General features: G+C 72.9%; 8 protein-coding genes. 7 read left to right on the top strand and 1 reads right to left on the bottom strand.

The window, feature by feature from the left end:
* The first annotated feature begins 119 nt into the window (after window positions 1-119).
* The gene (locus tag AC5Y4Z_RS04335; RefSeq protein WP_499961817.1) at window positions 120-785 is read left to right on the top strand and encodes an O-methyltransferase; all 666 of its coding nucleotides are present in this window, start codon (window positions 120-122) and stop codon (window positions 783-785) included.
* On the opposite strand, the gene AC5Y4Z_RS04330 is transcribed toward AC5Y4Z_RS04335, so the two are convergent.
* Window positions 782-3,382, bottom strand: coding sequence for a helix-turn-helix transcriptional regulator (locus tag AC5Y4Z_RS04330; protein WP_499961094.1), 2,601 nt, complete (start codon window positions 3,380-3,382; stop codon window positions 782-784). The two genes, AC5Y4Z_RS04335 and AC5Y4Z_RS04330, sit on opposite strands and share 4 nt — an antisense overlap.
* A gap of 367 nt (window positions 3,383-3,749) precedes the next feature.
* Here AC5Y4Z_RS04330 and AC5Y4Z_RS04325 point away from each other — a divergent pair, with 367 nt between their 5' ends.
* The 6 genes from AC5Y4Z_RS04325 (at window position 3,750) to AC5Y4Z_RS04300 (ending at window position 14,198) form a co-directional block, all read left to right on the top strand.
* The gene (locus AC5Y4Z_RS04325) at window positions 3,750-8,486 is read left to right on the top strand and encodes a PE family protein (RefSeq protein WP_499961093.1); all 4,737 of its coding nucleotides are present in this window, start codon (window positions 3,750-3,752) and stop codon (window positions 8,484-8,486) included.
* 191 nt (window positions 8,487-8,677) lie between these two features.
* On the top strand, window positions 8,678-9,316 hold the full coding sequence (locus tag AC5Y4Z_RS04320) for a TetR/AcrR family transcriptional regulator (protein WP_499961092.1): 639 nt from the start codon (window positions 8,678-8,680) through the stop codon (window positions 9,314-9,316).
* Window positions 9,306-10,223, top strand: a complete 918-nt coding sequence (locus AC5Y4Z_RS04315; RefSeq protein WP_499961091.1) for an ABC transporter ATP-binding protein — start codon at window positions 9,306-9,308, stop codon at window positions 10,221-10,223. Before AC5Y4Z_RS04320 ends, AC5Y4Z_RS04315 begins: the two co-directional genes overlap by 11 nt.
* Window positions 10,220-11,854 (top strand): ABC transporter permease, encoded by a 1,635-nt coding sequence (locus AC5Y4Z_RS04310; protein WP_499961090.1) that lies wholly within the window; start codon window positions 10,220-10,222, stop codon window positions 11,852-11,854. The genes AC5Y4Z_RS04315 and AC5Y4Z_RS04310 overlap by 4 nt, the downstream gene beginning before the upstream one ends.
* A complete protein-coding gene (locus tag AC5Y4Z_RS04305) occupies window positions 11,851-12,525 on the top strand; it encodes a methyltransferase family protein (protein ID WP_499961089.1) in 675 nt (224 codons plus the stop codon). The genes AC5Y4Z_RS04310 and AC5Y4Z_RS04305 overlap by 4 nt, the downstream gene beginning before the upstream one ends.
* Window positions 12,522-14,198 carry a CocE/NonD family hydrolase gene (locus tag AC5Y4Z_RS04300; RefSeq protein ID WP_499961088.1) on the top strand — a complete coding sequence of 559 codons (1,677 nt, stop codon included), beginning with the start codon at window positions 12,522-12,524 and terminating at the stop codon, window positions 14,196-14,198. The genes AC5Y4Z_RS04305 and AC5Y4Z_RS04300 overlap by 4 nt, the downstream gene beginning before the upstream one ends.

Here is a 14,198-nt window from a genome sequence, read left to right as displayed (position 1 = left end):
ACCTACGTTGAGCAGGCTGAACCGCTCGGTGAGTGAGCTTGGTCGCCACGCGGATGCCGGGCGTGTCGTCCCAGGCGCGCCTGCCCGACGGCGGCGCGAATTGGAATACGCTGCGGGGCATGGACGGCACCGACACCGAACCTCCTCAGGCCGCACCGAGTCGAGCCGACGCGCTGTGCGCGCACGCCGAGGCGTCCATCTCCGAGGACGCGCTGCTGGCCGCGGCGCGCGAGCGCGCGGAGGAGATCGGCGCCGGGGCGGTGACGCCGGCCGTCGGCGCGCTGCTGAGCCTGCTGGTCAAGCTCAGCGGCGGCAAGGCCGTCGCCGAGGTCGGCACCGGCGCGGGGGTCAGCGGGCTGTGGTTGTTGTCGGGCATGAGCGACGACGGCGTGCTGACCACCATCGACATCGAGCCCGAGTATCTGCGGCTGGCCAAGCAGTCGTTCTCCGAGGCCGGCGTCGGGCCGTCGCGCACGAGGCTGATCGGCGGCCGCGCCCAGGAGGTGCTCACCCGGCTCGCCGACGAGTCCTACGACCTGGTGTTCGTCGACGCCGACCCGATCGACCAGCCGGACTACGTCGTCCAGGGCGTGCGGCTGCTGCGCTCCGGCGGCGTGATCGTGGTGCACCGCGCGGCGCTGGGCGGCCGGGCGGGCGATCCCGCCGCCCGCGACGCCGAGGTGACCGCGGTGCGCGAGGCGGCCCGCCTCATCGCCGAGGACGAGCGGCTCACGCCGGCGCTGGTGCCGCTGGGCGACGGGCTGCTGGCCGCGGTCCGCGACTAGTCAGAGAACTGCTGGACAACCCTCGCCAATTCGGCGCGAGAAGAGATTCCAGCCTTGAAGGTGGCGCGGTAGATATGGCCTTCGACGGTGCGGATCGACAACGACAGGGCCTCGCCGATCTCCCGGTTGGTGAGGCCCTTCGACACCAGCAGCGCGATCTCGCGCTGACGGTGGCTGAACGGAAAGGCGATCTTGGCGCCCGTCAGCGCCGGGCTGGTCGCGCCGCCACAACGTTTGGCGAGGCTCTCGGCGTGAGCACCAGCGGTCAAGGCGCTGCCGTTTCGGCTGGCCACTCGGTAGGCCGACGACGCATGGGCGGCCGCGTCCGCGGCGGCAAGGAGATCGCCCATCGCCTCGAAGTCCGCGGCTACCGATTCGAGCTCCGCCGCGGCGTCGTCGGCGAGCGCTTTCGCGTAGCGCGCGGCAATCGGTGCGCGCGGTCCTTCGACGAAGGTGGCCAACTCTGCCAGCCGGTCCGCGACGGTGGTGTCGCAGAACTGAACCGAGGTCTGCAGGCAGAAGACCTCGGTGGCCAGCTCGCCGTGCCGGCGCGCGAAGGTTGCGGCCTGCGCGGAAATGTCGCGTGCGCGTTCGATCTGCCCCTGCGCCGCAGCGACCCAGGCCTGGGCCAACAGGTAGATGGCTTCGACGTACAGCAGATGGGGCCGGCGGGCATCGGCGGTCCGTTCGAGTGCCTGTACCGCGTCCTCGACCTTTCCCGATCGCGCCAGCGCGGTGGTGTAGTGCACCTGGTACCGATACGTGTGGCCCGTGATCAGCCCAAACTGCCCCAACTCGACCTGGCCGGGATGCAGGCGACGCCGTGCCGCCGCGAGGTCCCCCGCGGCCAGGGCCACCAGACCGATGGTGGCCGAGCAGAGCGTGCGCGCCACCGGCGCCGACCTGGCGCAACGCCGGTACGCATGCTGGGCCACCTCGGCGGCACCGGCGACGTCTCCAGCGAGAATCAGCACGTAGGTCTGCAGCTTGGCGAGATTGGCCACCATGAACGCGTCGGGCTCGTCGTCGAAAACCTTCCAGCCCCGTGCCGCCTCCAGCCGCAGCTTGCTGAGCTGCCCGCGCTCCCCATGGGCGAGGGTTCGGATCCCAAGGCAGACGACGGCACCGAAGCTGTCGAATTGATCAGGATCGACGAACTGTAGGGCATCGATGGCGCCAACTGGGTCGGCGGCGAAACCCAGGTGGAAACCGCGCAACAAATTGAGCTCCTGCGCGCGGATACCCGTCGAACCCTGCTGCGCCCCCTCGATCAGGCGGAGCGCTTCGTCCGGTTGAGCGAAACCAAACTGCAGGTTCATCACCATCAAGCTGAACTCGTTGAGGAAATCGTTGCCGCGCAGTTCATCCGGGCGAATGCGGCTCAACTCGGCCTGGGCCTCACTACTGCTGCCGAGAAGAAACAGGCAGTAGGCGAGCTGGAGTTTCGCCCCGATGCCGCCACCGGCGTCGACGGCGGCACGCGCGCACCGTTCGGCGAACTCGATGTCGAGTTGCGCGAGCGCGGCCTCCGCGGCCGCCAGCAAGACCTCGGCGTTGGGCGGCAGATCCGATTCGAGCCAGAGCAACCCCAGCTGAACGGGATCGACCGGGGCTGTGTTGTGTGGGCTGGTCATCGCGGTGGCAAGCCGACCGCGCAGACGACTCTGCCGCAGCCGACCACACTGTGCCAGCGTGATGGCCGAATACAGCGGGTGTGCGATCCGGATCAGGTCGGGCGCCGCCTCGTCGGCGCGGATCACTCCTAGCCGCTCGGCCTCCGCCGCGGCCTCGTTGTCGGTGAGCGAATTGAGCAGTGATCGGCCAAGCGATCCGGCGACCGCGACCAGATCGACGACCCCTTGCACGGATTCGGAGAGCGCCCCGAATTGCAGCCGCACCAGATCACGCAGCGACGGCGACACCGTCGGCGCCGCGCGCAGGCGCCACGTGCCGTCGTCCTCGACGAGATTGCCCACCGCGCGTTCCTGACCGATGAGGTGGGTCAGGTACGCGCAGTTACCACGTGTCAATTCCCAAAGCTGCTCGGCGCATTCGCCGCCGACCTGTCCGCGCAATGCGCTGCGAAGTAGATCGTCGCTTTCCGATTGGGATAGTGGCGCTAAATCGAGGCGGCGAAAGATTCCTTCTTTCCACGGCGTCAGCACCGCGTCGGGCGCGGGGGCGCCGCTGCGGACCGTGATGAGAAATTTGGCCCTCGGGTGCTGCAGCAGGCTATACACGACGAAGGCGGACAGGTGGTCGAGCAGATGCGCGTCGTCGATGCTGATCAGCATCGGGCCTGACGTGCCGGCGGTCATCGCCGCCACCACCTCGCGGGCGGCGTCGTGCGGGTTCTCCTGGCTCCCGCTCGACCATGTGGTGAAGGCGCCCAACGCGATTGACTGCGCGGTGACGGTGGCGGTGACGCGGTGGACGACCCAGCCCGACGCCGCGGCCGCCGCTTCCTCGGCGAGGCGCGTCTTGCCGACACCGGCAGCGCCGACGATCAGCACGCCTCGGCAATTGTCCGCGCGCAGCGCGTCGGCAATCACCAGAAGTTCCTTGCCGCGGCCGATTAAAGGCCCACTAATCGTCACATGTTGAATGTAGGTTCTGCTATCAATTTATGCCCGCCGCTCGGCCGAAAATTCATCGCATTTATTTCGGGTGCAATGTTTTGCGCGGGCGGCAATCGCGGGTCAGCGATGGCTCGATCAGGGGTGGCGGTCGAGGCCGATCGTCTGGTGCCGGTAGTTGCTGACGTGGGGTAGTCGGATGCGCGTCCCGGGGTGGGAATGAGGTAGTCGGCTACGGCCCCCGCACACGTTTGTTTGTCGACGATTCGGATGGTCTGAGCTTTCTACGGGCAAGGGAGACGCCCATGACGGTGTCGACGGGGAGACGCCTCGGTGGTGCGGTAGCGCTCCCGGTAGCGCAGTGGCCGCGTCGTGACGGGGGCCGCTGATGTCGTCTTTCGTGGTCGCGACGCCGGGGTTCTTGGTGGCGGCCGCGCAGAACTTGGCCGGGATCGAGCAGGCGGTCGGGGCCGCCAATGCGGCGGCGGCCGGCTCGACGACGCAGCTGTTGGCTGCGGCCGGCGATGAGGTGTCGGTCGCGATAGCGGGATTGTTCGGCAGCTACGGGCAGGAATATCGAGCGCTCAGCGCCCAGGCGGCGGTGTTTCACGCCGAGTTTGTGCGGGCGCTGGACGCCGGCGCGCAGGCCTACGCGGCGGACGAGGCGGCCAACGTCTCGCAGCTGCAGGCCTTCCAGCAGGATGCGCTGGGCGTGGTCAATGCCCACACCGAAGCGCTGCTGGGCCGCCCGATGATCGGCAACGGGGCGGACGGGACGGCCGCCCACCCCGACGGCGGGGCCGGTGGGCTGCTCTACGGCAACGGCGGCAACGGCTATTCCGGAGCGGGAGCCGGTGGTAACGGCGGGGCGGCCGGGCTCATCGGCAACGGCGGCGCCGGCGGAGGCGGCGGCGCCCATGGAGGTGCCGGCGGCCGGGGCGGATGGATCTACGGCTACGGCGGGGCCGGCGGCAATGCCGGGGCCGGCGGCATCGCCGGCACGGGCGGCGCGGCCGGGCTGATCGGCACCGGCGGCGCCGGCGGGGTAGGCGGCAGCCACGGCGGCAACGGCGGCAACGGCGGATGGCTCTACGGCAACGGCGGCGACGGTGGAGCCGCCGGACTCGCCGGCACCGGCGGCAACGGTGGTAACGGCGGGCCGCTGTACGGCAACGGCGGGGCCGGAGGCAACGGCGGGGCCGCCGCCGTCGCCGGCGCTACCGGTGGGGGCGGCGGGGCCGGCGGCCGCGGCGGGCTGCTGTTCGGTAACGGCGGCCCTGGTGGGGCCGGTGGCTCCGGCTTGGCAGGCGCTCAGGGTGCCGCCGCCGTGCCGCCCGGCGGCGTCGGCGGCGCGGGGCAAGCCGGGGGCGCCGGCGGGGCCGGCGGATCAGGCGGCAATGGCGGGCTGATCTTCGGTATCGGGGGGCACGGCGGGCTCGGCGGCACGGGCGCCGACGGGGGCGCCGGCGGGCAAGGCGCCGATGGGTTCACGGGCGGCCCGGGCGCAGTTGGTGGGGCTGGTGGAGACGGCGGCGCCGGCGGGGACGGCGGGGCCGGCGGTCACGGCGGCAGGGCTGGCCAGGGCGGCTATTGGGGTCATGCGGGCATCGCCGGTGACGGCGGGAGGGCGGGGGACGGGGGAACCGGTGGGATTCCCGGCAACGGCGGCTCCGGTGGTGACGGCAACGTCGTCGATGGCGTCGCCGGGGCCGGCGGCGCCGGCGGAACCGGCGGCAACCCCGGTGTCGGCGGTGCCGGCGGGATCGGCGGCACGGCCGGCGGCGCGGGCGCTAACCACGGTGCGAACGGTGCGGCGGGCCACCTGCCCGGCACCGGCGGCAACGGCGGGGCCGGCGGCAAGGGCGCCGACGCGGTCGTCGCTGGTGGTGCCGGTGGGGCCGGCGGTGCCGGCGGCAACGGCGGGGCGGTCGGCAACGGTGGCGACGGCGGGGCCGGCGGCGCCGGCAAGGTCGGCAGCATCGGCGCGGCCGGCAGTCAGGGTGCGGCGGCAACCAGCCCGGGCGCCGACGGGGGCACCGGCGGCAGCGGCTTCACCGGCGGCACCGGCGGCAGCGGCGGCGCAGGCGGCGCCGGCGGCAGCGGCGGGTCGCTGGCCGGCGACGGCGGCAATGGCGGCGCCGGCGGCGCCGGCGGGAACGGCGGGGTCGGCGGGGCCGGCGGCGCCGGGGGCAACGGCGCCGCGGGCCCGAGTTTCACGGGCACTCCCGTGGCGGCCGGTGGGGCCGGCGGCGCGGCCGGCGACGGCGGCCTGGGCGGCACCGGCGGCAACGGCGGCGACGGCGGGGCCGGCGGCGCGGCCCTGGCCCCGTCCGGGCATGCCGGCACGCACGGCATCGGTGGGACCCGCGGCACAGGTGGGGTGGGTGGCACGGGGGGCAACGGCGGCAACGGTGGCGACGGGTATTTCGGCGGTAACGGCGGCGCGGCCGGTAACGGCGGTAACCCGGGCGTCGGCGGGGTCGACGGCAATAGCGGCTCAGGCACCGTCGCCGTGGCCGGTGGCTACCCCGACACCAACGGGGGCGGAACCGACGGCAACGGCGGCAACGGCGGCAACGGCGGCAACGCGTTGGCCCCCGGCGGCCGGGGCGGCAGCGGAGCGGCCGGCGGTAATGGCGGCTGGGTCGGCAACGGCGGAAACGGCGGCAACGGCGGGGCCGGTGCCACCGGCAGCACCGGCGCAACGGGCACCGCGGGTACCACGCCAGGCCCGTCGAACAACGACGGCGGCAACGGCGGCCTCGGCGGCACCGGTGGCACGGGCGGCGCCGGCGGCGACGGCGGCGCGGGCGGCCACGGCGGGGTGCTGTCCGGCAACGGCGGCAACGGCGGCACCGGCGGGGCCGGCGGCAACGGCGGCACCGGCGGCACTGGCGGTAACGGCGCTCGCGGGGCCGACGGCTCCTTCTTCGCGCCCGCCGGCGGGGCCGGTGGAGCTGGCGGTGACGGCGGCGCCGGCGGAGCCGGCGGGACCGGCGGCAGCGGCGGCGCGGCAGGCGCGGCCCTGGCACCAACAGGCCACGCCGGCACCCACGGCGCCGGCGGGGCCGGCGGGGCCGGTGGCCTGGGCGGGGGCGCCGGCGATGGCGGTAACGGCGGCAACGGAGCCAGCACGGTCTTCGGCTTCGGCCAATCCCTCGCCGGCGGAGCCGGCGGTAACGGCGGCAACGGCGGTGACCCGGGCCTTGGCGGGGCCGGCGGGGCCGGCGGCTACAGCGGCAACGGCACATACACGCACGGCGGCACTGCCGCCGGCAACAACGGCCCCGGGACCGGCGGAAACGGCGGAAACGGCGGCAACGGCGGCAACGGCGCGACCGCCGGCGGTCACGGCGGCGCGGGCGGGGCCGGCGGCGACGCGGGGACTTTGGGCAACGGCGGCAACGGCGGAAACGGCGGCAACGGCAGCAACGGCAGCGCCGGCACCACGGGCGCCGCGGGTACTTCGCCGACCAGCGCGGGCGGTGACGGCGGTAGCGGCGGCACCGGTAGCACAGGCGGCACGGGCGGCGCCGGCGGCGACGGCGGGGCCGGCGGCCACGGCGGGTCGGTGTCCGGTAACGGCGGCAACGGCGGCGCGGGAGGGACCGGCGGCAACGGCGCCGTAGGCGGCAACGGCGGTGACGGCGCTGCCGGGGCGGACGGCTTCGTCACCGGGTCTGTTGATGGCGGGGCCGGCGGAGGCGGCGGCGACGGCGGCAACGGCGGAGGCGGCGGAGCCGGCGGCAACGGCGGCGCGGGGGGCGCGGCCCTGGCATCATCAGGCACCACCGGCACCCACGGCGCCGGCGGTGCCGGCGGCGACGGTGCCCTGGGCGGAGCCGGCGGCAACGGCGGCAACGGCGGCAACGGGTTTGACCATTCCAGCATCGCCGGCGTTACGGGCGGTGACGGCGGCAACGGCGGCAACCCGGGCTTTGGCGGGGTCGGCGGTGCCGGCGGCTCCAGCGGCAACGGCGCTTTCGCCGCCAACGGCGCTACCGCCAGCAGTATCGGACCCGGGACCGGGGGCAACGGCGGCAACGGCGGCAACGGCGGCGACGCCGCGACCAACGGTGGTCAAGGCGGCGCAGGCGGACATGGTGGCGACGCCGGGGTCGTGGGCAATGGCGGCAACGGCGGCAACGGCGGAGCCGGTTTCGGGGGCGGCAGCTACACCAACGGCGGCGACGGCGGGGACGGCGGCTACGGCGGCGCCGGTGGATCGACGTCCGGCAACGGCGGCAACGGCGGCAACGGCGGGGCCGGTGCCGCGGGCGGACTCGACGGCAACGGCGGCAACGGCGGCAACGGCGGCTACGGCGGTACCGGTGGACCCTTCTCCGGCAACGGCGGCAACGGAGGCACCGGCGGGGCGGCTGGCAACGGCGGTAACGGCGCCACCGGCACGGCCGGCACCAATGGCACCGGTGGTGGCGGTGGCACCGGCGACAACGGCGGCAACGGCGGCAACGGCGGCAACGGCGGCGCGCCCGGAGCGGCCACCGCACCTTCGGGCCAGCCCGGCACCCCCGGCGGCGGAGGCCTGGCCGGCAACGGAGGCACCGGCGGCACCGGCGGCCACGGCGGCTCCGGCGCCAACGGCAGCAACAGCCTCAGCGGATCCCCAGGACTTCCGGGCGGGGCGGGCGGCAACGGCGGCACCGGCGGCCACGGCGGAACCGGGGGTAACGGCGCCGCCAGCCTGTCGGGCGGGCCCGACGGCGCTGCCGGTCACGGGGGCACGGGTGGTACCGGTGGTGCCGGCGGTGCAGGCGGTGTCGGCGGCGACGGTGGCAGTGGTGCTTTCGGCCAGTTGAACGGCGGTAACGGCGGTCAAGGCGGCACCGGCGGTGCCGGCGGCGTCGGCGGCGACACCGGCACAGGTTCCGCGCCAGTGCTGGCGCCTCCCAACACCGGGTTGTATCAAGGCGGCAACGGCGGCAACGGCGGCGGCGGCGGGAACGGCGGCAACACCGGTTCTGCCAACGGCCTCAGTTCCCATGCTCAAGCCGGCGCCGGCGGCGACGGTGGACCCGGCGGCACGGGCGGCACCGGCTTTGGTGGCCCTGGGCTCAGCGGACAGCCCGGCGGCAAGGGCTCCAACGGCATCGTGCTGGGGTAACGACACATCGCGGTGATCCCCCAAGCCCGTCAACCAACCTGCACGGATAGCGCTCACCCGGCCAGATTGCGTCACCGGATGCGCGACGCGCGCGAAGCCGCAATTTCCCCACAGATCCAAGGTGGCCTTGACGAAATCCTGACAACGCGCCTCCTTGACCCGAGACTGAACGCACGTTTAGTGTACTGAACATGCGTTCAGCCGACCTGACGGCCGCCGCCCGGATCCGCGAGGCGGCCATCGACCAGTTCGGCCAGCACGGGTTCGGCATCGGGCTGCGCGCCATCGCCGAGGCCGCCGGCGTGAGCGCGGCGCTGGTCATTCACCACTTCGGCTCCAAGGAGGGCCTGCGCAACGCCTGCGACCAGTTCGTCGCCGAAGAGATCCGCAACACCAAGTCGGAGGCGATGCGCTCCAACGACCCCGCCACCTGGCTCGCGCAGCTGGCCGAGATCGAGGAATTCGCAGCGGTGACCGCCTACCTGTTGCGCAGCATGCAAACCGGTGGCGACTTGGCGAAGATGTTGTGGCAGAGGATGATTGACAACGCCGAGCAATACATGGAAGAAGGCGTGCGCGCGGGAACGATAAAGCCCAGCCGCGATCCGAAGGCCAGGGCCAAATATCTCGGCATCACCGGCGGCGGGGGCCTCCTGCTGTATATGCAAATGCACGACACACCCACCGATCTGCGTGCCGTACTACGCGACTACGCCCGCGACATGTTGCTGCCCGCGCTGGAGATCTACACCGAAGGCCTGATGGTAGACCGCACCATGTACGACGCATTCCTGGCCGCCGACGATCAAGGAGAATCCCATGGCGACTGAACACCCCGCGCCTATCGAAATACGCGGCCTGACAAAGGCTTTCGGCGCCGTCAAAGCGCTGGACGGCCTCGACCTGGCCGTGCGCGAGGGCGAGGTGCACGGCTTCCTCGGGCCCAACGGGGCCGGGAAGTCGACGACCATTCGCATCCTGTTGGGCCTGGTGCGCGCCGACGGCGGAAGCGTGCGGCTGCTCGGCGGCGACCCGTGGACCGACGCGGTCGCGCTGCACCGGCACATCGCCTACGTGCCCGGCGACGTGACCCTGTGGCCCTCGCTGACGGGCGGCGAGACGATCGACCTGCTGGCCCGCATGCGCGGCGGCATCGACGAACGCCGGCGCGCCGAGCTCGTCGAGCGCTTCGATCTCGACCCGCACAAGAAGGCGCGCACCTACTCCAAGGGCAACCGGCAAAAGGTCTCCCTGATCTCGGCCTTCTCGTCGCACGCGCGGCTGCTGCTGCTGGACGAGCCCAGCAGCGGCCTGGACCCGTTGATGGAGAACGTGTTTCAGCAATGCGTCGCCGAGGCCCGCGACCGCGGCGCGACGGTCCTGCTGTCCAGCCACATCCTGGCCGAGACCGAGGCGCTGTGCGAACGGGTGACCATCATCCGCGCCGGCAAGACCGTCGAGAGCGGCACGCTGGAGTCGATGCGCCACCTCAGCCGCACCTCGATCAGGGCCGAAATGATCGGCGACCCGGGCGATCTCAGCCGCATCAAGGGCGTCGAGGACGTCAGCTACGACGGCAACACGCTGCGCGCCCAGGTCGACAGCGAAAGCCTCGGCGAGCTCATCCGGGCCCTCGGCGACGCCGGCGTGCGCAGCCTCGTCAGCCAGCCCCCGACCCTCGAGGAGCTCTTCCTGCGCCACTACAACGGCGCCGAGACCAAGAAGGTCTCGGTATGAGCACCGCCACCCTGGACCGCCCGCGCCCGACGCAACCGCGGGCCGCGTCCCACTTCGCCGGCACGCTCGGCATGCTGCGGCTCTACCTGCGCCGCGACCGGGTCTCGTTGCCGCTGTGGGTGCTGCTGCTGTCGGTGCCGCTGGCCACCGTGTATGTCGGCAGCATCGACAAGGTCTACCCCACCCAGGCGCTGCGCGCCGGGTTCGCGGCCTCCATCATGGCCAGCCCCGCCCAGCGCGCACTCTACGGACAGGTCTACAACGACAGCCTTGGGGCCGTGGGCATTTGGAAGGCCGGCATGTTCCACCTGCTGATCGCGGTGGCCGTCATCCTTACGGTGATCCGCCACACCCGCGCCGACGAGGAGACCGGCCGCACCGAACTGATGGACTCCACCGCGGTCGGCCGCTACGCCGCCCTCAGCGCGGCGCTGCTGCTGTCGTTCGGCGCGTCGATCGCCACCGGCGCGATCGGCGCGGCCGGCCTGCTGAGCACCGCCGTCCCGGCCGGCGGGTCGCTCGCCTTCGGTGCCGCGCTGGCCTGCTCGGGCCTGGTCTTCACCGCCGTCGCCGCGGTGACCGCCCAGCTGTCGCCGAGCGCCCGGTTCGCCCGCGGCGCCGCGTTCGCCGCCCTGGGGGTCGCGTTCACGCTGCGCGCCGTCGGCGACGCCGGCGACGGCGGGTTGTCGTGGCTCTCGCCGCTGGGGTGGTCGCTGCAGGTGCGGCCGTACGCGGGTGACCGCTGGTGGGTGCTGGCGTTGCACCTGGCGACGACGGCCGCGCTCACCCTGGTGGCCTATCGGCTGCTCGCCGGGCGCGACGTGGGCGCCGGGCTGATCGCCGAACGCGCCGGACCCGGTGCCGCCGGGGCCCGGCTGCGCGGCGTCGACGGGCTGACGTGGCGGCTCGATCGGGGCGCGGTGCTGCTGTGGACCGTGGGCCTGTGCCTGTACGGCGTGCTGATGGGCAGTGTGGCGCACGGCATCGGCGACGAGCTCGGCGACAGCACCGCCGTGCGCGACATCGTCGCGCGCATGGGCGGCACCAGCGCGCTGGAGGAGGCCTTCATCGCGGTGGCGTTCACCATGATCGGCATGGCGGCCGCCGCGTTCGCGATCTCGCTCACGCTGCGGCTGCATCAGGAGGAATCCGGTCAGCGCGCCGAGCCGATGCTGGCCGGCGCGGTATCCCGGACCCGTTGGCTGGCAAGCCATTTGGCCGCCGCGCTGCTCGGGCCCGCGGTCGCGCTGCTAGCCGCCGGCGTGGCCGGCGGGCTCGTCTACGGCGCCGCGGCCGGTGACGTCGGCGGCAAGCTGGCCGTCGTCGTCGGCACCGCGGCGATCCAGCTGCCCGCCGTCTGGCTGCTCGCCGCCGTCACCGTCGTCGTGTTCGGCCTGGCGCCGCGGTTCACGCCCGTGTCGTGGGGGGTGCTGGTGGCGATCGTCGCGGTCTACCTGATCGGCTCGCTGGCCCGGTTCCCGCAATGGGTGCTCGACCTCGAACCGTTCGCGCACATTTCCCGGGTCGGCGCCGACTTCACCGCCGTGCCGCTGCTGTGGCTGCTGGCGATCGACGCGGCGCTGATCGTCTTGGGAGCCAGCGCCTTTCGACGGAGGGATCTGCGACTATGAGGACGGGCATTCGCGCGGCGGCGTCGTCGGTGTGGGGGCTGGCCGTATTGGGGCTGATGCTGTTCCTGCCGGCCGGCACGTTCGACTATTGGCAGGCATGGGCTTTCGCCGCCACCTTCACCGCGGCGACCACCCTCCCGAGCATCTACCTCTTCAAGACGAACCCCGAAGCCCTGCAACGCCGCATGCGCGTCGGCCCGCTGGCGGAAACCAGGACGGTGCAGAAGGTGGTGATCGCCTTCGCGTTCCTGACCCTGTTCGGCGTCATGGTGTTCAGCGCGTTCGACCATCGGATGGGCTGGTCGTCGGTGCCCGCCTGGGTGTCGGTGCTCGGCGACGTCCTGGTGGCGACCGGCCTCGGCATCGCCATGCTGGTGGTCATCCAAAACAGTTACGCGGCAGCAACGGTCACGGTCGAGTCGAGCCAAACCGTGGCCTCCACCGGACTGTACAAGCACGTGCGCCACCCGATGTACGTCGGCAACATGTTCCTGATGCCCGGCATACCCCTGGCGCTCGGCTCGTACTGGGGGCTGCTGTTCCTCATCCCGGGCATCGCGGTGCACGTGCTGCGCATCCGCGACGAGGAACGGCTGCTCGCCCAGGAGCTGCCCGGGTACGGTGACTACATGCAACGGGTGCGCTATCGGCTGATTCCCCACGTGTGGTGAGCTCGACCCTCGACCTGCCATGGCGGCGCCCGGGCGCGCTGCGATACGCGCTGGGCCGGATCCGCGGCATCGCCAAACCGCCCGTCACCGTCACCGACCCGCCGCCCGACATCGCCGTCGACCGCGACGTCGACGTCCCCACCCGGGACGGAACCACCCTGCGGGTCAACCTCTTTCGGACCAGCGACGATCCCCGCCCGGTCATCCTGAGCATTCATCCCTACGGCAAGGACAACCTGCCCAAGCGGCGGGGCAACAAGTGGACGTTCTCGGCGCAGTACCGCATGTTGCGCCAGCCGCAACCGGTGCGATTCTCGGCGCTGACCGGTTGGGAGGCACCGGATCCGGCGTGGTGGACCGCGCGCGGCTTCACCGTCGTCAACGCCGACTCGCGCGGCTGCGGGCGCTCCGACGGCACGGGGAAGCTGCTGTCGCGCCAGGAGGCGCAGGACAGCTACGACCTGGTTCAGTGGATCGCCGGCCAGCCATGGTGCGACGGCAACGTCGTCATGCTCGGGGTGTCGTACCTGGCCATCAGCCAGTACGCCGTGGCCGCCCTGGCGCCGCCGGCGCTGCGGGCGATCTGCCCCTGGGAGGGCTTCACCGACGCCTACCGCGACCTGACCTTTCCCGGCGGCGTGCGCGAGACCGGCTTCACCCACATGTGGTCGCGCAACGTCCGCCGCGACACGCGCGAGGACTACGACCTCGAGCGCATGCAGGACGAGCACCCGTTGCGCGACGACTTCTGGCGCTCGCTGGTGCCCGACCTGTCGGCGATCAAGGTCCCGATGCTGGTGTGCGGCAGCTTCTCCGACAACAACCTGCACTCCCGCGGTTCGATCCGGGCGTTCACCCACGCCGGCTCCGAGCACGCCCGTCTCTACACCCATCGCGGCGGCAAGTGGGCGACGTTCTACTCCGAGGCCGCACTCGACGAACAGCTGCGCTTCTTCCGCGGCGTGCTCGACGGCACCAAGAACAAGGGCGGCTCCCGCACCGTCCGCCTCGAGGTCCGCGAGGACCGCGACACCATCGCCGCGGTGCGCGAGGAGGCCGAATGGCCGCTGGCCCGCACCCGTTGGCGCCCACTGCATCTCGCCGGCGCCGGGGTGCTGGCGCCCGAAGAGACGGTGGAGGCGGGCAGCGTCACCTTCGAAACCGGTTCGCGCGCAGCGGCATTCAGCTGGACCCTGCCCATCGACACCGAACTGACCGGACCGATGGCCGCGCGACTGTGGGTCGAGCTGGCCGGCTGCGACGACGCCCACCTGTTCGTCGGGGTGGAGAAGTGGCGCGACGGGCGGTTCGTCGGCTTCGAGGGGTCCTACGGCTTCGGCCGCGACCGGGTCACCACCGGCTGGCAGCGGGTCGCGCTGCGCGCGCTGGACCCCGAGCACTCGCGGCCGTGGCAGCCGGTAGCGGCCTGCGCCGAGCCGCGGCCCGTCTCCCCCGGCGAGGTGGTCGCGGTCGACGTCGCACTGGGCCCGTCGGCGACGCTGTTCCGCGCCGGCGAGCAGCTGCGGCTGGTGGTCGCCGGGCGGTGGCTGTGGCCGCGAAACCCGCTGATCGGTCAGATGCCCGCGGCCTACACCGGCTCACCGCGCGGTCGCGTCACGCTGCATTGGGGGCCGGGCTACGACGCGCACCTGCTGATCCCGGAGATCCCCTGA

The organism is Mycobacterium sp. NGS63 (genome assembly GCF_059812295.1).
This window is presented reverse-complemented; position numbering and strand designations above follow the sequence as displayed.

Coding starts and splice junctions, on each gene's coding strand:
- AC5Y4Z_RS04335 (WP_499961817.1), top strand. CDS start 120: ATGGACGGCACCGACACCGAACCTCCTCAGGCCGCACCGAGTCGAGCC.
- AC5Y4Z_RS04325 (WP_499961093.1), top strand. CDS start 3,750: ATGTCGTCTTTCGTGGTCGCGACGCCGGGGTTCTTGGTGGCGGCCGCG.
- AC5Y4Z_RS04320 (WP_499961092.1), top strand. CDS start 8,678: ATGCGTTCAGCCGACCTGACGGCCGCCGCCCGGATCCGCGAGGCGGCC.
- AC5Y4Z_RS04315 (WP_499961091.1), top strand. CDS start 9,306: ATGGCGACTGAACACCCCGCGCCTATCGAAATACGCGGCCTGACAAAG.
- AC5Y4Z_RS04310 (WP_499961090.1), top strand. CDS start 10,220: ATGAGCACCGCCACCCTGGACCGCCCGCGCCCGACGCAACCGCGGGCC.
- AC5Y4Z_RS04305 (WP_499961089.1), top strand. CDS start 11,851: ATGAGGACGGGCATTCGCGCGGCGGCGTCGTCGGTGTGGGGGCTGGCC.